We start from the raw sequence: 23,886 nt of genomic DNA, 5'->3' as shown, positions 1-23,886 counted from the left end.
TGGGGATTTTAAACTCCAGAGATCCCCCCCCCTCAAGGGATAATCTCTGGGATAACATACGCAATCAATGTCGTGATGATACCAATAGCGATGACAAATAAAATCGAATATTTCAATGTAAATCGAAAGAGTTCGCTTTCTCTACCCACAAGCCCCACAGCTGCGCAAGCTACGGCGATACTTTGCGGGCTAATCATCTTGCCTACGACCCCACCTACGGAATTGGCAGCCAAAAACAAGACTTCAGGGATACCCAGCTGTCTGGCTGTGAGTTGTTGCAAAGAGCCAAAAAGTAGATTAGAACTCGTATCGCTTCCGGTCAAAAATACCCCAATCCAGCCAATGATGGGCGAAAAGAATGTGAAAGCGTGCCCTGTGCTTGCCAATGCCAAAGCGAGCGTGGCTGAAATCCCGCTGTAGTTGGAGATATAAGCAAATGCTAGGACAAGTCCAATCGTGAGGATGGGGAATTTCATCTCGCTTAGTGTTTCTGCAAAAACCCCGAGTGCATCTTTTGTGCGGACACGCAAGATAAAGATACTCAAAATCGCTGCTGCGAGGATGGAAGTCCCTGTTGCCCCAATCAATGGCAATGAAAATACGATTTTATCGCTAAGGGGTTTTCCCTCTATGGCGATGGGGGCTGTTTTGATGATTTTTTCGCTGATGGTGCTAAATTCAAACTGAAAGGTTGTGAATGCTAGCGCCCCGCCGGGTTTGAATAAATCCTTGAACCACGGCTGTGTCCAAATCACGATCGTAGCAATCAATATCACAAAAGGCGCCCACGCGACTAGCACCTTGCAAATATGGTGCTTGGTATGTTCGTTGTATGCAGGACTTTCATCGGTGCGAAAGATCCGTTTGGGTTGCCAGAATTTCAAGAATATCGTCGTTGCGACAATAGAAACGATCGCTGAAATAATATCAGGGAGTTCTGGTCCTAAGTGGTTGGAGCTATAAAATTGCACGATCGCAAAGGAGAGTGCAGCAACCAAAACCACAGGGAACGTTTCTTTGACTCCTCGCCAGCCATCCATCAAAAATACGATGAAAAATGGCACAAAAAGTGTCAATGGGGGCAACATCCTCCCTGTCATCGCTGAAATATCAAGGGCAGGGACATTGACTACCCCTGCCATCGCAATGATAGGAATCCCCACCGCACCAAATGCCACAGGAGCAGTATTGGCAATCATACAAAGCCCTGCGGCGTATAAAGGGCGCAAGCCTAGCCCCACAAGTATGGCTGCAGTGATCGCTACAGGCCCTCCAAATCCGATAGCTCCCTCCAAAAATGCCCCAAAACAAAAGCCAATGAGGATAACAAGGATACGATGATCGGGGGTGATGGAGAGAATGCTTTCTCTCAAAATATCAAAATACCCCGATTTGACAGAAAGCTTATAGAGAAAAATCGCTGCTACGATGATCCAAGCGATGGGCCATAAGCCATACAAAAACCCATAAGCAAATGCTGAAGCGACCATATTGGCTGGCATTCCATAAACAAAAATAGAGATGATAGCCGATAAAATCACGGTGAGCAAGCCTGCCATATAGCCTTTGAGCTTGAAAATAACCAATGCTGCAAAAAACAACAATATCGGCAAGAAAGCCACAAACGCACTCAACCAAATATTATCTAAGGGATTATAAACCTGATGGTATTCCATTTTTTCTCCTTGGGTTTTGTAATTTTTGAATTTATAAAGGATTTAGTATAACCAAAAGATTGCATTGCCCTTGATTTTTGGAACTAATAAAAATTATCTCTTTCAAAAATTGTGTAGTTATGTATCAAAAATACCCCCGAAAATCCCTATGATAAAGGTTTGATTTTTATTTTTTTATGGGTTTTTAGGGTATATTGATGCGTATTGATTTACAAGGAGATAATGATGAAGGTTTATTTTTATGCAACCTGTCTGGGCGGTATTGCCTATAGCGACACCTGCGTGAATGCCATCAAACTTTTGCAAAAAGAGGGGATTGAGGTGATTTTCAAAAAAAATCAAACCTGCTGTGGTCAGCCCAGTTATAATTCTGGCTACTATGAGGAGAGCAGAAAAATCGCACGCCACAATATGGGTTTGTTTGAAGAAGATTATCCCATCATCGTGCCGAGTGGTTCGTGTGCGGGGATGATGCAACACGATTATTTGGAGTTATTTGAGGGCAAGCCAGAATATGAGCGGGTTTATGATTTTTGTTCGCGCGTTTTTGAGCTCAGCGAGTTTTTAGACAAGCGATTGGGCGTGCGGTATGAAGATTGTGGCGCACCTACCAAGATCACGTGGCATTCAAATTGCCACGCATTGCGGGTGGCAAAAACGATTCAATCTTCCAAAGCATTGCTAAAAAGCCTCAAAAATGTCGAACTCATCGAGCTAGAAAGAGAGGAAGAGTGTTGCGGTTTTGGCGGGACATTTAGTATCAAAGAGCCTGAGATTTCCAAGGCGATGGTAAGCGATAAGATCCAAGACATCGCATCGAAAAATGTCGCTTATTTGGTTTCAGGCGATGCGGGCTGTTTGCTCAATATCAGCGGCGCGATGGAAAAAATAGGGGCGAATGTAATGCCTATCCATCTGTATGATTTTATCGCCCAGCGCATAGGCATTGCTTCGATGAGTAATTCTGGCGGGCTAGGAAATACCAAATTTGAAAAACAACCCCAAAATGGAGATTTGCAATGAGTGAAAATTTATTATTTCATTCTGCCAAAGAATATGAAGACACCATCAGTGCAAAACTCAATGATACGCAGTTGAGAAAAAATCTCCAATCGGTAATGAAAACCCTCAAAACCAATCGAAAAAACCTGATTACCAGTCGTTACACCGATTGGGAGGGATTGCGCGAACTTGGCAAGGAGGTCAAAGCAAAAGCGCTTTCTAATCTCGATGTGCTTTTGGATCGATTTGAAAGCAATGCTATCAAAAACGGCTTCAAGGTCCATTGGGCAAATGATGCAAAAGAAGCCAATGAGATCATCTATAATCTTGCCAGAGAAAAACACGTTTCTACAATCCTTAAAGGCAAGTCGATGGCGAGTGAAGAAATCCATCTGAATGCCACCCTCAAAGAAAAAGGTATTTTGGCTACAGAAACCGATCTTGGGGAGTTGATTATCCAGTTGATTGATGAACCCCCTGTGCATATTGTCGCCCCTGCGATTCACAAAAACCGCTACCAAATCGGGCAGATTTTCAAAGACAAGCTCAATGCCCCGCTTGAAAGTGAGCCAGAAAAGCTCAATGCCATCGCAAGGAAGCATTTGCGAAAAGAATTTGAAGACTTTAAAATGGGTCTTTCGGGTGTGAATTTTGCCATTGCTAATGAGGGGGCGATTTGGCTTGTCGAAAATGAAGGCAACGGGAGGATGAGCACCACAGCTTGCGATATTCACGTAGCGATTTGTGGGATAGAAAAAATCGTTGAAAGCTTTGAAGATGCTTGTATTTTGGATACGTTGTTGGTCCCAAGTGCGGTGGGTGCGCCTATTACTTGCTATAACAATATCATCACAGGTCCCCGAAAAGATGGCGATGGGAAAGATGGCGATTTAGATGGCCCCAAAGAGGTTCATATCGTAATGCTTGATAATAATCGCTCTAAGATTCTCTCAGATTCACATTATTATCGCTCGCTAAGCTGTATCCGTTGCGGGACTTGCCTCAATCACTGCCCGGTGTATGATAAGATCGGTGGGCACGCTTATTTATCGACTTATCCCGGACCGATTGGGGAGGTGATTTCCCCGCAACTTTTTGGGCTGGATAATTGCGGCTATATGGTAAATCTTTGCTCTCTTTGTGGGAGGTGTTCAGAGGTTTGCCCGGTCAAAATCCCGCTAGCTGATCTTATCAGGGATCTTCGGAGTGAAAAGGCACTCGAGGGTAGAGGGAATGTAGGCAGTCTGTCAAAAACACATCCCAACAAGGTCGAAAAATTCGCTATGGGCGTATTTGCATCGTTGGCAACTAGCGGGGTAAAATGGCGAATATTGCTAGGTTTGATAAGTATTTTTTCTCCGCTAGCTAAAAAGATTTCCCCGATACTTCCGGGCTTGAAGTCTTGGATTTCTTGTCGGGAATTCCCCCATATCAACGCTTCTTTGCACGCCAAAGTCAAAAATATCCAAGGGGTGATTTATGAGTAAGACACAAATCTTAAATCGAGTCCAAACCGCTCTTGCTAAAAACCATATTGCCAAAACGGAAGTGCATTTTAAGGATATTTTGAAATCTGAAAATCCCGATTTACTCGAGGAATACAAGCATTTTCAAAAATCCAATCGGGCAAATGTGATAGAATCCTCGCCCCAAAATCTTAGTGCGGATGTTTTGAGGGCTTTGAATGATTTGGGTGCTAAAAAGGTCTTGCATACGCTGGATTTGCCTTTTGATGTTGCTAGCCTTGCGGGTGATTTTGAAAAAATCGCCTATGATAAATGCGTTGAAGATATGCGCGCCGAGCTTTTTGATATGGATACCTCTATTATCAAGGGGGTTTGTGGCGTGGCAAATCTAGGTATTATTGGCGTGGTTTCTTCGCCTTTGAGTCCGAGACTAGCGTCTTTGATTACGCTTAATTGTGTTATTTTGCTCGATAAAACCCAGATAGTCAAAGATCTTTATGCGGGCATTGAGGCTTTGAAAAAAGAAAGCAAGGATGGCGTATTGCCGACAAATCTGCTTTTTATCGCTGGTCCCTCAAGGACGGCTGATATTGAATTACAAACGGTGTTTGGGGTGCACGGACCTCAAAATGTAGTGATTATTTTGTATTAAAGGAGTTTGAGATGGCATTAGTTGTAGGTGATGTTGCGCCTGATTTTAGACTAAAAAATCAAGATGAGACTGAAATTGGCCTAAAAGATTTGATGGCAAAAAAGATTGTGCTGTATTTTTATCCTAAGGATAATACGCCGGGTTGCTCAATTGAAGCAGTTGATTTTACAGAAATGCTCGATGATTTTGCTCAAAAAGGCGCGATTGTCGTGGGTATTAGCCCGGATACGCCCAAGAGCCATAAAAAATTTATTCAAGATAAAGCGCTCAAGATTATTTTGCTTTGCGATCCTGACAAAAGCGTTGCAAGTGCTTACGGGGCTTATGGCAAAAAGATGATGTATGGCAGAGAGGTATTTGGTATTATCCGATCGACATTCGTGATTGGCACAGATGGGCGTATAGAGAAAGTTTTTTATAATGTCAAAGCCAAAGGACACGCCAAAGCGGTCTTGGAAAGCCTGTGATGGTTAGCATTATCCTTACTCGGTTTGGATTTTAAAATCCAAACCTGAAGACCATTCCAGCAGGCAAAGCCTCGCTTCGTTCCTAAAGAATAGGGTTATAACGGCACTTCGTTTTGTTATCAACTTGGGGTGGGTGGGTAGAGTTTCTAAGGTTTAAAAGTTTAAAATATAAACAAAGATAAAAACAAGGAAACCAATGCACCCGTTTTTAAAAAAGCTGTTAGATGGCGAAAATGTGGAATGGAAGCCGCTGGGGGAAATTGGCGAAATTATTCGCGGCAATGGATTGCAAAAAAAGGATTTTACAGAAACGGGATTTCCTGCAATTCATTATGGGCAAATATATACTTTTTACGGATTATCAACCGAGACAACCAAATCTTTTGTTTCAGAAGAATCAGCCCAAAAATTAAGGAAAGTAAATTACGGTGATGTGGTTATTACCAATACCAGCGAAAACCTTAAAGACGTTGGCAAAGCACTTGTTTATTTAGGTGAAAAGCAAGCTGTTACTGGCGGACACGCTTCAATATTTAAACCAAGTTCTGAAATTATTGGCAAATATTTTGCTTATTACACGCAAACCGCAAATTTTTTTGATGAAAAAAGAAAATATGCAAAAGGTACAAAAGTAATTGATATTTCTGCCAGCGATCTTGCAAAAATAATCATCCCCATCCCTGCGCCGAATAATCCAGAGAAATCTTTAGCGATTCAAAATGAAATTGTCGGGATATTAGATAGGTTTAGTGCGCTAACAGCCGAACTTACCGCTAAGCTAGGCGAAGAGCTGATTTTGCGCAAGAAGCAATATCAATACTACCGCGATAAACTGTTAGACTTTAAAAACGCCGCCGATTTTCCTTTTTTGCAAAAACTGCTTAATGGCGCAAAGGTGGAATATAAACCGCTGGGGGAAATAGCGATCCTGAAGCGCGGGAAAGTTATTTCAAAAGTTTATTTAGAAGATAACAAAGGCGAATATCCCGTTTATAGCTCACAAACCTCTAACGATGGCATTATTGGGAAAATAGGAACTTTTGATTTTGATGGAGAGTTTATAACTTGGACAACAGATGGAGCAAATGCAGGCACTGTATTTTATCGAAACGGAAAATTTTCAATAACCAATGTTTGTGGCTTGATAGAAATTAAAAAGCAAATAAATCTTACGCATAAATTTTTATTTTATTGGCTATCCATTAAAGCAAAAAGCCACGTATATGCAGGAATGGGAAACCCTAAATTAATGAGTAATCAAATGAAAGAAATTCCAATCCCCATTCCCCCAATTGAAACCCAAAACCAAATCGTCGACATACTAGATAAATTCGACGCATTAACTAATTCCCTAACCGAAGGCTTGCCGAAAGAAATAGAGCTAAGAAAAAAGCAATACGCCTATTACCGGGATTTGTTGCTAAATTTTCCAAAGGAGGAATCGAGTGGAAAATAATGATTCTTTTCCATAGCTGTGCGACTAGTTATTTTTTCTTATATTAGCTAGAAAGGGGTCAGGGGGGCTTAAATTGCGAAGTCCGCCCCCCTAGACCCCTTTAAAACCCCTACCCCCTGACACGCCCCCAATGCAACACAGGATTAAATGGCGTAGATAGCTTGGTTTGAAAGTGGTTTAAAATTGAAAACCTTAGAAAACGGGTTGATGACCAGCGGTAGCTGGGAATAACCCCATACTTTAGGAGCGAAGCAAGATTTTACATCTTGCGTAGTGGTCTTCAGGTTTGACTTGTCAAACCGAGTAAAACATAGATGTAGCGGTCTTCAGATTCGCTAAGCGAATCGAGTAAGCAAAATGAAAACCAATTTACTCGATATTATTAAGATCCCACATTGGCATCATTATCCCTAGCGAAAACCACAGCACAAGGCTACCTACGAGTAATGTCAAGATGGGTTCTACCCATTGGCTAAAGCGATTGAGGGCTTCAGAATAAAGCGTTTGATAATATTGGGAACACATCTGTAGCGTGGTATCGAGATTCCCGCTTTTTTCACCGGCTAAAATCAAGCCGTTTGTCATCGGGTCAAACAGCGTGACTTCACCCAACGCATAGCTGAGATTTTGCCCTTTTTGGATGTTGGTGATGATTTGAGAAAAACTGCTTTTGAGATGGAGGTTGTTGATGGAAGCGTGAGCATTTTTCAAAGACGCACCAAAATCCATCCCTGTTTTAACGCATAGATAAAACGAAAATAAACAGCGTGTGAGATCACGATAGCGGAGTATTTTTCCGATGAATGGGATATCTAAAATGTGGCGATGTAGCCACTCTTTTAGTGGCGGTGATTTTGTGATTGATTTTTTGGCTACCACCGCTCCAAGCCCTGCTATCACAAGTATCACCAGCCCCCATTTTTGCAATAAATCCCCTGTAAAAATCAGCGCTTGGGTGCTAAAAGGAAGCTCAAGGTTAAATTCTTCAAATAAAGCGATAAATTCGGGGATAATGAGTGCATTGAGTATCCCAAAGGCAACAAAAACGCTCAAAATCACGATAAACGGATAAAACATTTTTTTCTTAAATCCTGCGATGTCTTGCTGGTCTTGTTCGAGTTCGTGGGCTAAGGCACGGAATGTTTCCGGCAGGTTGCCCGTATTTTGCCCCACTTCGATGATATTTGCGTGCATTTCGCCGATGAAGTTGGCGTGCTTTTTGAATGCTTGGCTCAAAGAAATCCCGGAATGCAGGCTTTGGAGTATGTCTTGATACATCGCTTGGATTTTGGGGTGCTTTTGCCCAGCGATACAATAGTTGAGAATCTCATCAATCGGCAAGGAGGCTTCGAGCATTAAAGCGATTTGTTTGAAACTATTGATGAGTTCTTTTTGGTGCGAGGGCAATAAAAAAGCACGAAGCGATAAAAGGGCAGGAAATAACAAAAACCCTGAAAGGGCATTTTGGGATATTGGCGTGATTTGCGTGGGAGCGATACCTGCTTCATAGGCTTTTATTTTGGCTTCTTCTTGGGAAGCAGCGTGGCATATGATTATGATGGTGCGTGCGTTTTTGATACCTTGAATACGGAATTTCATTGGTTATTCTTTGATACTGCGGTAAATTTCTTCATACGTTGTGATCCCCTCACGTGCTTTTCTTATCCCATCATCAAAGAGTGTTTGAAAGCCTTTTTCCTTTAATATTTCTTTGAGTTTTGATGTGGGGGTTTTGCCGATGAGGGGTTTGATAGTATCAGTGATTTCTAAAACCTCAAAAATCGCCTCCCTGCCATCAAAGCCCTGCATATGGCATTTTTGGCAACCCACTGGGGTGAATGCGTTTTGTTCTTGGGCGATTTTTTCTGTTTGCGAGATTGCTTTGGGTTTTTTGCAATGCGGGCAGAGCTTGCGGACCAAGCGTTGGGAGATGATGGTATGGAGGCTAGAATTAAGCAAATAAGGTGCGATTCCCATATCCAAAAGCCGATCGATGGTGCTAGCGGTGTCGTTTGTGTGGATAGTCGAGAGGACGAGATGACCAGTTAACGAGCTTTGGATAGCTAGCTGGAGGGTTTCTTGGTCGCGGATTTCTCCGACCATAATAATATCGGGGTCTTGGCGCAAGATCGCCCGCAAGGCTTCTGGGAAGCCAAATCCATAATCAGGATTGATCTGGACTTGCGTGGCGAGATCGATTTGGTATTCGATAGGGTCTTCGATGGTGATGAGCTTTTTTTCAGAAGATTTTAGCGTTTCAAGCAAGGCATAAAGCGTGGTGCTTTTGCCACTCCCTGTGGGTCCGGTGATGAGGATAATGCCGTGCGGGGAATGGATACTTTTTTGAATCAATGCGTGATGGTCGGTGCTGAGGTTGAGAAAATCCAAATCAATCTGGCGGGTTTGTTTGTAAAGCAGGCGCATTACGATGGATTCGCCGTGCTGGGTAGGCACGCACGAGATTCTAAAATCATAATCCTTGCCCTCAATATTGAGGCTGTATCGCCCATCTTGAGGCAGGCGTTTTTCGCTGATATCAAGCCGTGATTGGAGTTTGATTTTGTTACAAAGGAGTTCAAAGATTTCGCAGCTTAGCTTGGCGATTTCTTTGATTTTGCCATCTTTGCGAATCTTAAAACTTGCGTGCGTGTGTTTGGATTCTAGGTGCAAATCGCTCGCATTTTGCAAAATAGCAGTTTCTAAAATAAAATGATAGAAGCTTTCGATACTGCTTTGGGCGCTTTTTTGCTGGTTGATTTGGGTGCTGAAGCGATAGATTTGTTCTTGGATTTTGATATGTTCTAAGGCGATATAAAAGCTTTTGGGGTGGATGGGGCAATGCTGCACGGCAAATGTTGGGTATTTTTGTTTGATGATTTCTTGGAGTAAGCTTTGGTTATGGGTGTTTTGTTTGTGAGTGTTTTCTTTGTCTTCACATACGGCTAAAATGATATTTTGTTTTGCAAAATCAATCAAAAATACGAATGTTTTTAGCTTGCACGCTAGCTGATAGGGCAAAAGGGTGCAGGATTTTTCATCAATAGCCCAATCTTGAAAATCCAGCGTTTCTATCTCGCTCATTGCATTCATCAGCGATTCCTAAAAAATGCTTCGACTTCTCGCTTTAATGTTTGGGCTTGTTTTGTTTCGCCGATTTTTTCGAGGCTTTCGATAGTGATTTTGTAGCTTTGGATGCCGTTTGGATCGATTTGATTAGCGCGGTAAGCCCAAATCATAGCATTTTCATACGCCCCATTTGCGTAGTAATCTTGTGCGATTTTAATAGCGTGGGCATAGGTGAGATTGCCTTGAATTTCGCCCATATAAAATGGTGGTTTTTCCAGCACAGGTTTTTGGGGGGTTTGAATGCGTGGCGATGGCAGTGCGGGCGACGTCATAGGTGCGGGCTGTGTTTGCGGTTTTGAAAGGCTCAAAGATTTTTGAGAATCCTCGATGGCTTTAGCATAGCCGTTTTGGTAGGAATTGATATTGGTCGCAATGATACCAAGCAAAAATGAAGCCCCTATAATCAAAGTGCTTGGTTGCAACAAAAAGGACCAATCTATTTTTATATTTATTTTCATTATAGGTTTCCCTCGGGGATATTGTATCCCAAATCACTCGGAAAGCTCGTGGGGGTAATGATTTTTGGCGTGATGACGATGATGATTTCTTGGGTTTGTTTGAGATCTTTTTTGTAGGAAAAAAAGTATTTGAGTAGGGGAATATAGCCTAGAATGGGGAGCTTTTTTTCTACGATGGATTGGGTTTTGTGGATGAGCCCGCCTAAGATGACTTTTTGATTGTCTTGGAGTTTGACAATAGAGGAGAGTTGGTTGGTCGATAGATTGGGTGGGGATTTGAGTGCATTGGGCTGGTTTTCTATAGCGGCGTCTTTGGCTTTGGTGATGGAAGGATTGATTTTCAAGATGACATAGCCCTTGCTGATTGAAGGCGTTACATCTAAAAGCACGCCTGAAAAAACCGTGGGGAATTGTTCGCCAGTGTTTTGGATCACAGCGGTATTCGTGCTGTTTTGATAAACGAGATTTTGTGTATAGCGCAATACATTGCCCACAGAGATGATGGCAGGCTGGTTGTTTAGCGTGAGGACTTTGGGGTTAGAAACCGAGCTGACTTTGCCATAGTGATGGAGAAACTCCAAAATCTTCCCTAAGGTGAGGTCTTGAGAAAAGATATTAATGCCATAGTTTGCGCCTGAATTTTGGAATGTAACCAGATTGTTCCCATCCCCACTGCCCTTGATACCTAGATTGTAGATTTCTCCCCAATTTACCCCAGCCGTATCGATGTTATTGTGAGAAATCGTGAGGATATTCACATCGATGAGGACTTGGGCTTGCATTTTTTCCTTGAGGATATCGATGTAGTCTTGCACCCTCTGGATTTGTGAGGGTGAGGCGGTGATGGTAACAAGTCCAGCCCCTTTGTTGATGACGATGGTGCTTTTTGTACCAGATTTTGGCGGCTGGTTGCTATCTCCGGGGCGATAGGTGATCGCTACGAGTTCGTTTTCTAGCTCACCCCAAAAATTAAGCTCATCAATGGAGTAGATTTTTGTCCCGCTACGCCCGACATTGAGTTTGGTTTGCTCGCTACCGATTGCCATCGCCCTTTGGTGGGCGTCGGTTTGGTTTTGTAGGGACATTAAAGATGGGGTTTGATAGAGATTATTTTGGGTGTCTTGGGAGAAGATGACATCGGTGTTGCTTGAACCCACACGTGCCGTGGCGACATAATCGATATTGAACGTTTTGGTGATGAGGCGTTTGATTTTGATATGGCGTTTTTTGATTTCATAACTCAGATCTGCCCCATCGGTAATGATTTGCAAGATGGATTCGAGTTTGTGGGCTTTGAGGTTTAAGACGGGTTTTTGATCATCAAGGATTTCTTTGGTCTTGCTATCGGCATAAATCAGGCTGAAATAGCACTCATTAGCGATTTCTTCGATGACTTCACGGATAGATGAATCTTCTGCTGTGGCGATGTCAAATGTTTTGTCGTTGCATAAATCGTTGGCTTGGGCGCATAAACACAGGCAAAAAATTGCAAGGCATCGTTTGATATTGCCTCTGATTTTGCCCATCATTTTGTCTTTTTGTGGTGAGCTCGGGTGGTGAGCTTGAGAGTTTGTTGGGCATTTTTCAAAATCACAGCATTTTGCTCGATGGCGATGATATGGTATTTTGAGACTTTTTGTCCGTGTTGATACCACTTGCCATTGATCTTGGCTTTTTGGTTGATGATGATTTCAAGCTTGGGGGTTTGGAGAATGCTAGAATCAAACATATTAAAAATTTTTTGTTTAGCGATATGGATAGGGGTGTTCAAAAAGGTCTCGGGGATCTTGTTAGAAATATCACTAGAAAGCTCGCTGGAAAATAGGCTCGCCCAAAAAAGTGGAGCTAAAAACAAAGCTTTCATAACGAGTTTCCTAGATTTTTGATATGGATTTGATAAGCGAGGGTGTTTTCTTTGAAAAATAGGTGGAAATCTTCGATAAAAACAAAATAATTTTGCTCCAAATAGCGTAGCCATTCTGTAAAATCTTGGAATCTACCCTCAAGGCAAAAGAGCAAATCATCGCCTGTGTTGGTAATATCTGAGGTGATTTGTAATTGCAATTTGGTAGCGAGATTTTCAATCATTTTAAGCAGGGCGTAATTATTTATCGCAGCGTGCCTGAATGCTTGTTGCCAATGCACTTCTTGGGCTTGCTTGTTTATCTCAATGTTTTTCTCTTGGGGGTTTTGAGAAATTTTTTGTAGATGGGAGAGATTTTTGGCATAAGCTAAGCTTAAAATCGCATAAGCTTCTTTTTGTTGGGTGAGATTATCAGAGATAGGGGGCAAAAGCAAAAAATAAATCAGGGCAAATATCAAGCCCCATAATACCCCCAAAAGGATATAAAGCTCTTTTTTATTTTTGTTTTGGATATAGCTTTCAAGGCTTTTAAAAATACTAGAAAACATTGCGAACCCAGATGATTTCAGCTGAGGATTTTTCTTGATTTTTACTGATGGCTTCAAAGAAGATTTGTTGTTTTGCATTTGTCCAATGCGGGCTATTTTGTAGTGCGTTGATGGCATTGATGATATTTTTTTGCGATAGGCTAGAGAGGACAAAACTCATCGCAGCAACATCTTGAAAAATATCACTAGTCAAACGAATATCTTCGACTACAATATCCTTGAACGCAAGCATTTTGGAGAGGTCAGCAAGGAGATTATAGCGAGGCAAGTAGGCAATTTGGGCTTGATATAGGGCGTATAGATGGTCTTGTAGTGCCGTATCTTGGGCTTTATTTTTCTCTGGGGCGGTGCTTTGAGAATACGTGGCGATGGTTTGGAGGGTTGCAAGATTTTCTTTGGTGAGTGCTTCAAATCGGTGTTTAAGATAAATAGAATACAGAAATTCAGAAGTTGGGTAAAGGAGCATCAACAGCGTAGCGCAGAGGGTTTTGACCAGCAGATCGAATGTCTTGCTTTGATAAAATGAAATCGGCGTGCTGGGGAAAAGCAGGGGCAAGGCGTTGTTTTGGGATTTGGAAAAATACAAGAATGCCAGCGTGGCGATGGGGTTTTCACTCTCCCCTGTGAGTGCGCTTAGTGGCAAGATGGGCAAGGATACATCAGATGAGATTAGCTCAAGGGTCTCGCTATCTTGGGCATAAATCACGCTGGGTGCGATCGAATAGATAGCGTGGATATAATCAAGGGCTTTATTAATCTCTTGGGGATTTTGACAAAACGAGTGATAAACAAGCTCGTTTTGATGATAAAACACAAGATTTTTATCAAACAAAAATACACTCTGCGTGTGTTTGGTCAAATCCAATCCCATCGGTAAAAAAATATCGGGGATGAGGATTTGATGGGCTGGGAAATACGCTAAGTCCAACGCATAGATTTGAAAGACTTTTTCTGAAGCGAAGTCTTGGCACAGATACACAAAACAATAGGAAATATTGGGCTCAAAAATCCCTTCGGCAACACATTTGGCATAAAGCCAATCTGAAAGTGCGGTGTTTGATAATGGCAAGGAAGCATTTTCGATTCGGACTTGGGCTTTGATGAGAGATGTGCTTTTGATACAAGCGATGATGGTATCTGTTTTGGAGGGTTTTGTAGCACGCAAATGGGTATCTACAAAGCCATCTGGAGTGGAAAAAACAACTTTTGTTTTTTTGCCCATCAAGATCACCCATTACTCCTGCAGTAAATTTGAAATTATAAAATTATTACACATATAAAGTTAGATATGATTTAAAATCATATAAATAATTTCAGTTCTTCAGTGATTTTCGCCATTTTATCATTAGCATCCTCTAAATTTTTTCTTGTTTCTTCAAGCACTTCTTTGGGGGCATTTTGAAGAAATTTTTGATTCTGTAGCATTGAGGTGAGCTTATGGATTTCTTTTTCTAGCTTTTGTTTTTGCGATTCGAGGCGTTTTTTGATAGGTTCTAAATCAATGCCCTCCAAACTTAGGTGCGTTTGGCAATACAAACTCACATCAGAAACGCAATGGCTAGGTTTGGAATCTGTGATGGCTACTTCTTGGACTTTGGCAAGCTTAGCAAGGAAGCTTTGCAGGAGTTTTTCATCTTTGATTGGTCTATTCGGCTCGATGAAAGCTTTTGAAATCTCCTTATTCCCGATGTCTAAAATCATCTTTGAGCGCCTAATAGAGACAATAGCGTCTTTGATGATGTCAAACTCACTTTCTAGCTCCCTATCTTGCGTGGTTTCTTCTGGATAGGGCTGGATCATTATGGATGGGGAGTTTTCTAGGCTCGAGGCATTGAGCTTGCCCCAGAGGTATTCACTCAAAAATGGCATATAGGGGTGCAGGAGTTTGAGCGCGTCTTTTAGCACGCTACCAAGCTCATAAATCGCACCCTTATCGGCTTTGGCAAATTCAATAAACCAGTCGCAAAATTCCCCCCACAAAAATCGATACAAGATATTTGCCCCATCATTGAAGCGGTAGGCTTCTAGGGCGTTTCTGACTTCTTTTGTGGCAAGATTTAGTCGTGATTTGGCGTATTTGCCTAGCGGGGTTGTGAAATCGTGTATGCTATGTTTGTCTTCAAAGCCCTCTTGCAATGCCTTTTGCCCGCCTAATTGCTCCAAATACATCATCAAGAAATTCGTAGCATTAAAGAGTTTGTTGGCGAAATTTTTTGAGATTTCAATCGCCCCAGAAGATAGCCGAATATCCCGCCCCTGCGCACAAAGCGTCGCTAGGGTAAAGCGCAGGGCATCCGCGCCGTATTTTTCTATCATTTCCAAAGGGTCAATGACATTGCCTTTGGATTTGCTCATTTTTGCCCCATTTTCATCTCGGACCAAGGCGTGCAAATAGATGTCTTTAAAGGGCAATTCCCCAAGCAAGGATTCCCCGCTCAAAAGCATCCGCGCGACCCAAAAAAACAAAATATCAAATCCGGTGATAAGCGTGGTATTCGGATAGAATTTTTTCAAATCATCGCTTTGCCAGATTTTATCCTTGCCAAAATCGCCATTACCCCATCCGAGCGTGCTGAAAGCCCACAGCCCGGAGCTAAACCAGGTATCAAGGACATCGGGGTCTTGAATGAGATTTTTGCTCCCACATTTGGGGCATTGTGATGGGTGATCTTCTTGGCTGGCAAATGTATGGGAACATTCGCAAGTCCAAACAGGGATCTGGTGTCCCCACCACAGCTGGCGACTGATACACCAATCTTTGAGTTCGCGCATCCACGCATTGTAGTTGTTTTTCCACTGGGGAGGATAAAAGGAGGCAAGACCTTGATTGACTTTTTCGATCGCCCCGTTTGCCACGCTGGCTTTGACAAACCATTGTTTTGAGATATAGGGTTCGATGATATTGCCACAGCGGTAGCATTTGCCGACTTGATTGGTATAATCTTCGATTTTTTCGATAAAGCCCTCATCTTGGAGTTTTTTGACAATTTTTTCTCGCGCTTCTAGGCGTTCTAGTCCTTGAAATTCTTGGGCATTTTCATTGAGAATACCCATTTTATCAAACACGACAATCGTGTCTAATTGGTGTCTTTTGCCGACTTCATAGTCATTAACATCGTGAGCGGGGGTGACTTTGACACAGCCGGTCCCAAATGAGGGATCGACATAGGTATCAGCGATGATGGGTATTTCTTTGCCTACAAGCGGGAGCAAGACGCTTTTGCCGATAGTTTTTTGGTAGCGTTCATCATCAGGATGGACCATCACGGCTGTATCTCCAAAATAGGTTTCTGGGCGTGTGGTAGCCACGATGAGGCAGTCGTGCGTGCCTTTGATGGGGTATTTGAGGTAATAGAGTTTGCCAAGATTTTCTTCGTATTCTACTTCAATATCTGAGAGTGCGCCATCGTGGGTGCACCAATTTACCATATAGTTGTCTTGAACGATAAGCCCGTGTTCATACCAGCTCACAAAGGCTTTTCTCACGGCATTTTTAAGCCCCTCATCCATTGTAAATCTCGCCCGAGACCACGCAGGTGAGATCCCAAGACGTTCCATTTGTGAGAAAATCACCCCGCCACTTTTTTCTTTCCATTCCCATACTTTTTGGATAAAAGCTTCCCTGCCAATAGTTTCTTTTTTGATTCCTTGTGCGAGGAGTTGTTTTTCGACGATATTTTGCGTGGCGATCCCGGCGTGATCAAGTCCGGGCTGATAGAGGGTGATGTAGCCATCCATTCGCTTGAAACGGGTGAGGATGTCTTGGAGGGTGAGCGTGAGGGCGTGTCCGATGTGGAGGACGCCGGTAACATTGGGCGGGGGCATCATCATTGAGAATGTTTTGTTTTCTTTTTGGATATTTTGGTTGCCGCTGATTTCAAAATAACCACGTTCTTTGCAGATTTGATAAATAGTTTCTTCAATTTCTGTGGGGTTGTAGGATTTCATTGTGGCATCTAAGCCCATCGGGTGTCCTTAAAAGATTGGTATAAGTTTTGCTTTTTGAATTATACAAAAAAGCCAATAATTACAGGAGAAAATATGTTATATGATTTGAAAGCGCCTATTTTAGGGTTTGAAAACATCACACAGGTTAGATTTGAAAAGATTGACACGCTTTTTAGCAAGATAAGTAGCCCTGATGGGGGCTTTGTGATGACATTGGTAAATCCCTATGCTTTGCGGGAATATTCTTTTAGTGTGCCAAAATATGTCGAGTTGCTTTTAGAGCTTGATAAGGATTCTAATGTTGAGGTTTATTGTGTGGTGGTGCTACAAAAGAATCTGGAAGATTCGATGGTGAATTTTTTGGCCCCATTGATTTTTAACCCGCAAAATCACACCGCAGCCCAGATCGCCCTTTCGATGATGGATTATCCTGATTTTGGTGTCAAAGAAACACTCAAATCTTTTGTCAAGCAAGAAGTGGGGGCGTGATTTTTAGGACAGGTTTTTCAAGGGCGATGTTATTTATAAGACAAACGCTATTTTAAGGAGTGGCACGGATGAATATTCTAATCACAGGCGGGGGAACGGGCGGGCATTTAGCGATCGCCCAAGCGATGGGTATAGCACTCAAAAACAAGGGTCATCAGGTTTTTTATATCGGTTCGGTCAGTGGGCAGGATAGGGATTGGTTTGAAAATTGTAATTTGTTTGAGAAATGCTATTTTTTGAATACAAAAGGCGTGGTGAATCAAAAAGGTTTGGGTATTTTGCACTCGATTTTTTTGCAATGGACTGCTTGGCGGGAGGCTAGGAAGATTCTTAGAACCCATCAAATCCAACGGGTGCTTAGCGTGGGGGGATTTTCTGCGGGGCCAGCGAGCTTTGGGGCGATTTCTTTGGGCGTGAGCTTTTTTATCCACGAACAAAATGCCATCAAAGGCACGCTTAATAAGCTTTTGAGCCCTTTTGCTAAAAAAGTTTTTGGGAGTTTTTCGCATTCGGGGAAAAATTATATCCGGACTTCTTATCCTATCCGAAATGATTTTTTTCTCCATTCACGCATTAGGCAAAAGGTAGAATATGTGATTTTTTTGGGGGGTTCGCAAGGGGCAAAAGCGATCAATGATTTTGCCCTTTTGTGTGCGAAAGGGCTTTTGGAAAAAGGGATAAAAATCATCCATCAATGTGGCAAAAATGATTTTGAGCGGGTCAAAAATGCTTATGAAGCCCTTGGGCTAAAAGACTCTATGGAGCAAAGTTCTATCGAGCTTTTTGATTTTAGATCGGATTTGATTAATTTGGTCTCAAAAGCTGATGTTTGTGTCGGTAGGGCGGGCGCTAGCACAGCTTGGGAGCTGTGTGCGAATGGTCTTGTGGCACTTTTTGTGCCTTACCCCTATGCTGCTAGTGATCACCAATATTATAATGCGTTGGAGTTCCAAAATGCCGGACTTGGGGCTATCGTGCGTCAAAATGAGCTGGAGGTAAAGCATTTGTTTGATTTTATCGATAAACTCGAGCAAGTCGGTGAAGATGGCGTGAAAAATATCACCCAAATGAGTTTGGGCTTGCGAGAAAAAATCCACCCCGATGGGGCAGATGAGATCGCTAAGCAGATTTTGGGGTAAAACCCCCCTTATTTTGCTTTTGGGTATGGCAGAATCTAGCCATTCTAAAAAAGGTTTTATATGATAAAAATTTTGGGAATAGATATTGGTATCACTTCTATTGGCTGGGCTTTGGTCGAGGCGGATAGGGATTTAAGAGAAAATAACAAGATTATTGATTGCGGGGTGAGATTATTTACCCAAGCAGAAAACCCCAAAAATGGAGAATCTCTTGCGCTCCCTAGAAGAGAAGCGAGGAGTATGCGAAGGATCATCAAAAGAAGAAAAGCAAGGATGTCCCAGATCAAAAAACTTTTATGCAAGCATTTTGGTTTTGCATTTGAAGTATTTGTATCTGATATACCATCCCTGCCAAAGCTTTTTGCAACCCATAAAGCGTTTCTTTCTCCTTGGGAGCTTAGAGCCTTAGGGCTTGAAAGGAAGCTTAGTGATACGGAATTTGCACGGGTTCTTTTGCATATTGCCAAAAGAAGGGGTTATAATGATTTAAGCACCATCGTTGATGACAATCACGCCAGCGACAAGGCAAAAAAAGAAAAAGTAATTTTAAATTCTATCAAAGAAAATAAAAAGCAAATGGAAACCAAAGGGTATAAAACCATTGGCGAGATGATGTTTAAAGAATATTATGGCAAAGAGATTTCACAGGGTTGTTATGAAAATGTGCGCAACAAAGGCAAGCAAGAAGAATCGCATCAACAGGGGGCAAAAGAAAATTATAAACGCTCTATCGGCAGGAGAGAGCTTCAAAACGAGATAGAAGAAATTTTTAAATCACAACGGGAATTTGGCAATCAAAAAGCACACAAGGGATTTGAAGATGATTTTAAAAAGATCGCTTTTTCTCAAAGAGAATTGAAAAGTTTTGAAAGCAAGGTGGGGAATTGTGAGTTTTTTCCTGAGGAAAAGCGCGCTTCTAAATGTTGTTATAGTGCTGAAGAATTTATCAATCTCACCAAAATTATCAACACCCTAAAAAATATTGAGCATATTAGTGGAGAAATCTATCCAAAAGAGATTATTAAAGAGATTTTAGATAGATCCAAAAGGCTTAAAGGTGGTCTGAGTTATCAAAAACTCCGAGAAATCCTCAAACTTGATGAAAAAATAGAATTTAAAGATGTAAAACTTGATTATATTAACGATAAAAAGCCTGAAGATAAGATTTTTATTAAATTCCAAAAATATCACGAACTCAAAGACTATCTACGTGATTTTGAAGCGGAATTTACCTCTTGGGGTGCAGATATTTTGGATAATATCGCTCAAATCATTACTTTTAACAAATCATCAAAAATTCTTTCTGAGAAAATCTCCAAACTCCCTATTTCAAAACCACTGCAAGAAAAACTCATCAATAATTCTCTTGGATTTAGCACGACCATTCGTTTAAGCCTCAAGGCACTTGATAGGATATTGCCTTATATGAGAGAGGGGAAGCGGTATGATGAAGCGATATTGCTCGCAGGGCTTAAAAAAGATAGCCCAACAAATAATAAATGCAGTCTTCTCCCACCGCTAAGTGAGACGGGATTTGCAGACACGCTCAATCCGGTTGTCAATCGTGCTATGGCTCAATATCGCAAGGTTATCAATGCAATCATAAAAAAATACGGCAAGGTGCATAAAATCCATCTTGAATTCACACGTGATATTGGCAGGAATTTCAAAGAAAGGAGCAGGATTTTTAAAGAACAGCAAGAAAATTATCGGCGCAATCAAGACGCTTTAGAGATTTGCAAAACATATGGCTTGGATGAAACTCAAAAAAATATCCTCAAGGTTAAATTATGGATTTGTCAAGATGAATTTTGTGTCTATAGTGGCAAGAAAATCACTAAAGAATGCCTTAGAGACGCCAATATGCTTGAAATCGATCATATCTACCCGCTTTCTAGGAGCTTAGATGATTCACAAGGCAATAAGGTATTAGTCTTTGCTACCCAAAATCAAGCCAAAGGCGATAGAACCCCCTATGAGTGGCTAGGCAACGATACAGAAAAATGGGATGAATTTGAAAAAAGAATCCGAACGATGAAAAAACTCCCTAGAAATGTGAAGAAAAAACTTTTCAATAAAAATTTTGCTGGCAAGCATATTGGTGATCGGGCAAGTTTTTTGGCTAGAAATCTCAATGATACCGGCTATATCAATCGCCTCATCAGCCAATACACAGCTTCTTATTTGGAATTTTTGCCTTTGAGTGATATTGAGGATATGAGCAAAAAAGCTGGGGCAAAGGGCTCGAAAAAACATATTTTGACATTGAATGGGGGTTTGACAAGTTTATTGCGACATTATTGGGGTTTGGAAGCCAAAAATAGAGACACCCATCTCCATCACGCACAAGATGCTATCATCATCGCATTTGCAACCGATGGGAATATCCAGGCTTTTAGCACATATCTACAAACAAGAGAGCAGGCATATCTTGAGATGTCAAAAAAAGCAAAAAATATCCAAGAGCGTGGTGATAATAAAACCAAAAAATCATTGCAAAAGCCTTTGGAAAACTTCGCTACACAAGTGGGCGAAAAAATCAATAATATTTTTGTTTCCAAAGCGCCTAGGAGGAACGTTACTGGGGCATTGCACGAACAGACTATTTATCCTAAAGAGAAGTATCTTGATGTCTATGGGGGTGCAGAAGGGGTTGAAAAAGCCCTCAAGCTTGGGAAAATACGCCAGATCCATCAAGGCATTGTCGCAAATGGGGAAATGGTGCGTGCCGATATTTTTAAATCCAAAGATAAAGGAAAATTTTATGTTGTGCCAATTTATACCTATGATGTTGCCATCGGCAGGCTACCCAACAAAGCAATCGTGCAAGGCAAGGACAAAAAAACGGGTGTGATTAAGGATTGGATCGAAATGGATACAAATTATACATTTTGTTTTAGTTTGTTTAAGGATGATTTGGTGCAAATCCAAACAAATAAAATGTCCAAAAGTCTTTATGCTTATTATGCGGCGACAAATGCATCGACGTCTGGGATGACCTTTCGGCATCATAGCAATAAGATTTTAGAAGAAAATGAAAAAGAATTTTTCAAAGAAAAACCAAATTCAGGGTTTTTGGCAGATGGTTGTGGCATTCAAAATTTCAAAATCTTTAAAAAATGTATTATATCCCCGCTAGGAGAGATTTGTGAGGCAAGATGGGAGCCTAGAAAAGATGTGAGATTGAAAACCACCAAAAAGAAGCCCTAAATGGCAGGGTTTGATGAGGCGTATCGGTGTATTTTTATTGGCAATCCTGCTAAATTGAGTTTAAAAAATAATCTTTTTTGTATCACGCAAGAAAATAAAGATATTACTTTTCCTCTGAGGGATATTCTCCTTGTCATCTCTGAAAGTAAGCACGTTAGTATCACCACAAGCTTGCTCAGCAAGCTCGCCGATAATAAAATTGCTTTTTTTACTTGCGATGATTCCCATACCCCTAATGGTATTTTTACTCCTTATTTGGGGTATTACAAGACATCAGAAATGCTTCAAAACCAAATCGCATTCTCCAAACAAAATAAAGCGATTTTATGGCAACAAATCATTAAACAAAAGCTTTATAATCAGGCAATGTTGGCTACAGCGTTTTGCCCGAAGCGTGGGCAAAAAATTTTAGAATTATCCAAAGCTGTGGTGCTAAATGATGCTAAAAATTTTGAATCTCAAGGGGCGATTCTTTATTTTCAAGCCCTTTTTGGCAATAAATTTAGTAGAAAGGATTGCAACCCTATCAATGCAGCACTCAATTATGCTTATGCTATTATCCGGGGTTGTGTAGCTAGAAGTCTGGTGAGTAGTGGCTTGTTGCCTGCATTTGGTATTTTCCATAAAAACCAATTCAATGCTTTTAACTTGGCTGATGATATGCTAGAGCCTTATCGGGTATTTGCTGATTCTTTGGTGTGTTTGATGGTTGAAAAACAAGAGCTTATAGAGGGGTTTCAAAGGAAACACCGGCAGAATTTAGTCGGTGTTTTGAACGCTAAGATTGCTTGTAAGGATAGGCATTATCCTATGTATCGTGCGATTACACGCAGTGTGCAATCTTTGGCGAATGTGCTTAGGGGATTTGAGAACCAGTTGGTATTGCCGGTATTTATAAAGGAAAATTCTGATGGAAGAGAAGTTTATGAGAATTTTAGTGATGTTTGATATGCCTACCCGAACCAAAGAGGATAGGAAATATGCTGCAAAATTTAGGAAAGAACTCATTAAAGATGGGTTTTTGATGTTGCAATTTTCAGTTTATATGCGTCTATGCAAAGGGGTAGCAAGTGCGCATTCGCATTTGGATAGATTGGATTTGATATTGCCTCCAAAAGGGCATATCAGGGGGTTAGTATTGACAGAAAAACAATTTGATCAGATGAGATTGTTATTGGGGCAAAAAAGTGAATTAGAAGTGATGAATCAACCAAGACAGCTTGTATTGTTTTAGGGTTTTTAGGGGATTGTAACCCCGCACGGAACCCTATAACCGTTTATTTTAGGCAGTTGCTAAATTCTTCTGGTGTATTGTAGCATATTCTTTATGGTTTTAACCCATATTATTCCCCATATTTGGGGATTTTATCGGGGTGTATTTTACCATAGAAGAATTTAGCAACCGCCTAAAACTTATATCACCCATACAAAAAGGGAGTTTGTATTTTACCATAGAAGAATTTAGCAACCGCCTAAAACTCTGCTGGATAATTTGGTCGCTGGGTATCTATTTTACCATAGAAGAATTTAGCAACCGCCTAAAACTTAATTCAAGAATCTTGCTATTAGCGTTTGATTTTACCATAGAAGAATTTAGCAACCGCCTAAAACTCATAAGATTAGGATTGTTTGTTTTGACATATTTTACCATAGAAGAATTTAGCAACCGCCTAAAACTTGGGGTATTTGCTAATTTTACTAAAATCAATTTTACCATAGAAGAATTTAGCAACCGCCTAAAACATCTTGAGGCTCAAAGCCCCACGGAATTGAATTTTACCATAGAAGAATTTAGCAACCGCCTAAAACTTATTATCGATTGCCATTGTTTTGTTCTCCATTTTACCATAGAAGAATTTAGCAACCGCCTAAAACTAATCGTTTTTTTATCGCCATAGCGGAGTGATTTTACCATAGAAGAATTTAGCAACCGCCTAAAACTCGAACTCTTTAGATTGGATAACAAGATTTATTTTACCATAGAAGAATTTAGCAACTGCCTAAAACATGATTTGTATCTCAAACTAAATGAGGAAAATTTTACCATAGAAGAATTTAGCAACCGCCTAAAACCACCATTGCATCAAAGGTCTGGCTTGTTCGATTTTACCATAGAAGAATCTATTTGCTACAAAATGAGTTTTAGCAAAACACACATAAAGGTGATATACTCAAAGTATTTTGAAAAATGATTTTAAAGGAGCTTCAATGCAAGCAATTGATTGGGTCGGTATTGTTTTATTTGCTGGGGTGATGGTGTTTTTGGTGTATAGACTTTTGGGTATGAAGAAAGATTCAAAAGGCTGTGGCTGTGGGGGTGGTGGGAAATGCTCCAAACCCAAGGTTTATCACACAGAAGATAAAAAGTCTTGAGGGGCTGCTAGA

The 23,886-nt window shown here is 41.1% G+C and carries 20 protein-coding genes and 1 CRISPR repeat array; of the genes, 11 read left to right on the top strand and 9 right to left on the bottom strand.

The genetic code is table 11. The annotated features are described in order from the left end of the window. Positions 1-32 precede the first annotated feature (32 nt). Positions 33-1,676: an L-lactate permease gene (locus BJI48_RS07135; protein ID WP_095333427.1), complete on the bottom strand. Its 1,644-nt coding sequence runs from the start codon at positions 1,674-1,676 to the stop codon at positions 33-35. Positions 1,677-1,901: 225 nt separating this feature from the next. Here BJI48_RS07135 and BJI48_RS07130 point away from each other — a divergent pair, with 225 nt between their 5' ends. The 5 genes from BJI48_RS07130 (at position 1,902) to BJI48_RS07110 (ending at position 6,719) form a co-directional block, all read left to right on the top strand. Continuing rightward, positions 1,902-2,699: a (Fe-S)-binding protein gene (locus BJI48_RS07130; RefSeq protein ID WP_095333425.1), complete on the top strand. Its 798-nt coding sequence runs from the start codon at positions 1,902-1,904 to the stop codon at positions 2,697-2,699. After that, on the top strand, positions 2,696-4,165 hold the full coding sequence (locus BJI48_RS07125) for a LutB/LldF family L-lactate oxidation iron-sulfur protein (protein WP_095333423.1): 1,470 nt from the start codon (positions 2,696-2,698) through the stop codon (positions 4,163-4,165). Before BJI48_RS07130 ends, BJI48_RS07125 begins: the two co-directional genes overlap by 4 nt. Then, positions 4,158-4,796 carry a lactate utilization protein C gene (locus BJI48_RS07120; RefSeq protein ID WP_095333419.1) on the top strand — a complete coding sequence of 213 codons (639 nt, stop codon included), beginning with the start codon at positions 4,158-4,160 and terminating at the stop codon, positions 4,794-4,796. The genes BJI48_RS07125 and BJI48_RS07120 overlap by 8 nt, the downstream gene beginning before the upstream one ends. Before the next feature lie 11 nt (positions 4,797-4,807). Further along, positions 4,808-5,263, top strand: a complete 456-nt coding sequence (gene bcp / locus BJI48_RS07115) for a thioredoxin-dependent thiol peroxidase (protein ID WP_095333416.1) — start codon at positions 4,808-4,810, stop codon at positions 5,261-5,263. 196 nt (positions 5,264-5,459) lie between these two features. Next, entirely contained in the window at positions 5,460-6,719 is a 1,260-nt protein-coding gene (locus BJI48_RS07110) for a restriction endonuclease subunit S (protein ID WP_095333414.1), read from the top strand. 369 nt (positions 6,720-7,088) lie between these two features. Here the strand turns inward: BJI48_RS07110 and BJI48_RS07105 are convergent, their stop codons facing one another. The 8 genes from BJI48_RS07105 to BJI48_RS07070 all read right to left on the bottom strand — a co-directional run bounded on the left by BJI48_RS07105 (position 7,089) and on the right by BJI48_RS07070 (position 16,663). After that, entirely contained in the window at positions 7,089-8,318 is a 1,230-nt protein-coding gene (locus BJI48_RS07105; protein ID WP_095333411.1) for a type II secretion system F family protein, read from the bottom strand. 3 nt (positions 8,319-8,321) lie between these two features. After that, complete coding sequence (locus BJI48_RS07100) at positions 8,322-9,809, bottom strand: GspE/PulE family protein (RefSeq protein WP_095333409.1); 1,488 nt, start codon at positions 9,807-9,809, stop codon at positions 8,322-8,324. After that, a complete protein-coding gene (locus BJI48_RS07095; protein ID WP_095333407.1) occupies positions 9,809-10,303 on the bottom strand; it encodes a hypothetical protein in 495 nt (164 codons plus the stop codon). The genes BJI48_RS07100 and BJI48_RS07095 overlap by 1 nt, the downstream gene beginning before the upstream one ends. Further along, a complete protein-coding gene (locus BJI48_RS07090; protein WP_095333405.1) occupies positions 10,303-11,832 on the bottom strand; it encodes a pilus (MSHA type) biogenesis protein MshL in 1,530 nt (509 codons plus the stop codon). The genes BJI48_RS07095 and BJI48_RS07090 overlap by 1 nt, the downstream gene beginning before the upstream one ends. Next, positions 11,829-12,167: a hypothetical protein gene (locus tag BJI48_RS07085; RefSeq protein ID WP_095333403.1), complete on the bottom strand. Its 339-nt coding sequence runs from the start codon at positions 12,165-12,167 to the stop codon at positions 11,829-11,831. The genes BJI48_RS07090 and BJI48_RS07085 overlap by 4 nt, the downstream gene beginning before the upstream one ends. Then, the gene (locus tag BJI48_RS07080; protein ID WP_095333401.1) at positions 12,164-12,715 is read right to left on the bottom strand and encodes a hypothetical protein; all 552 of its coding nucleotides are present in this window, start codon (positions 12,713-12,715) and stop codon (positions 12,164-12,166) included. Before BJI48_RS07080 ends, BJI48_RS07085 begins: the two co-directional genes overlap by 4 nt. Next, positions 12,705-13,937, bottom strand: a complete 1,233-nt coding sequence (locus BJI48_RS07075) for a hypothetical protein (protein ID WP_143428782.1) — start codon at positions 13,935-13,937, stop codon at positions 12,705-12,707. The genes BJI48_RS07080 and BJI48_RS07075 overlap by 11 nt, the downstream gene beginning before the upstream one ends. 77 nt (positions 13,938-14,014) lie before the next feature. Then, positions 14,015-16,663 (bottom strand): valine--tRNA ligase, encoded by a 2,649-nt coding sequence (locus BJI48_RS07070; protein WP_180763083.1) that lies wholly within the window; start codon positions 16,661-16,663, stop codon positions 14,015-14,017. Positions 16,664-16,756: 93 nt separating this feature from the next. Between BJI48_RS07070 and fliW the strand changes: the two genes are divergently transcribed. The 6 genes from fliW to BJI48_RS09465 all read left to right on the top strand — a co-directional run bounded on the left by fliW (position 16,757) and on the right by BJI48_RS09465 (position 23,874). Then, complete coding sequence (gene fliW / locus BJI48_RS07065; protein ID WP_095333394.1) at positions 16,757-17,152, top strand: flagellar assembly protein FliW; 396 nt, start codon at positions 16,757-16,759, stop codon at positions 17,150-17,152. 68 nt (positions 17,153-17,220) lie between these two features. Then, a complete protein-coding gene (locus BJI48_RS07060) occupies positions 17,221-18,291 on the top strand; it encodes a UDP-N-acetylglucosamine--N-acetylmuramyl-(pentapeptide) pyrophosphoryl-undecaprenol N-acetylglucosamine transferase (RefSeq protein WP_095333392.1) in 1,071 nt (356 codons plus the stop codon). 60 nt (positions 18,292-18,351) lie between these two features. Further along, positions 18,352-21,501: a type II CRISPR RNA-guided endonuclease Cas9 gene (gene cas9 / locus BJI48_RS07055; protein ID WP_095333390.1), complete on the top strand. Its 3,150-nt coding sequence runs from the start codon at positions 18,352-18,354 to the stop codon at positions 21,499-21,501. Continuing rightward, the gene (cas1, locus tag BJI48_RS07050; protein ID WP_095333388.1) at positions 21,502-22,449 is read left to right on the top strand and encodes a type II CRISPR-associated endonuclease Cas1; all 948 of its coding nucleotides are present in this window, start codon (positions 21,502-21,504) and stop codon (positions 22,447-22,449) included. After that, positions 22,412-22,735 (top strand): CRISPR-associated endonuclease Cas2, encoded by a 324-nt coding sequence (gene cas2, locus BJI48_RS07045; RefSeq protein WP_257874436.1) that lies wholly within the window; start codon positions 22,412-22,414, stop codon positions 22,733-22,735. The genes cas1 and cas2 overlap by 38 nt, the downstream gene beginning before the upstream one ends. Before the next feature lie 143 nt (positions 22,736-22,878). After that, positions 22,879-23,640: direct repeats of the CRISPR family, unit length 36 nt; unit sequence ATTTTACCATAGAAGAATTTAGCAACCGCCTAAAAC. 69 nt (positions 23,641-23,709) lie between these two features. Then, entirely contained in the window at positions 23,710-23,874 is a 165-nt protein-coding gene (locus BJI48_RS09465; protein ID WP_180763080.1) for a hypothetical protein, read from the top strand. Positions 23,875-23,886 lie beyond the last annotated feature (12 nt).

Origin of the sequence: Helicobacter sp. 11S02596-1 (genome assembly GCF_002272825.1) — a bacterium.
Taxonomy (GTDB): domain Bacteria; phylum Campylobacterota; class Campylobacteria; order Campylobacterales; family Helicobacteraceae; genus Helicobacter_J.
This window is presented reverse-complemented; position numbering and strand designations above follow the sequence as displayed.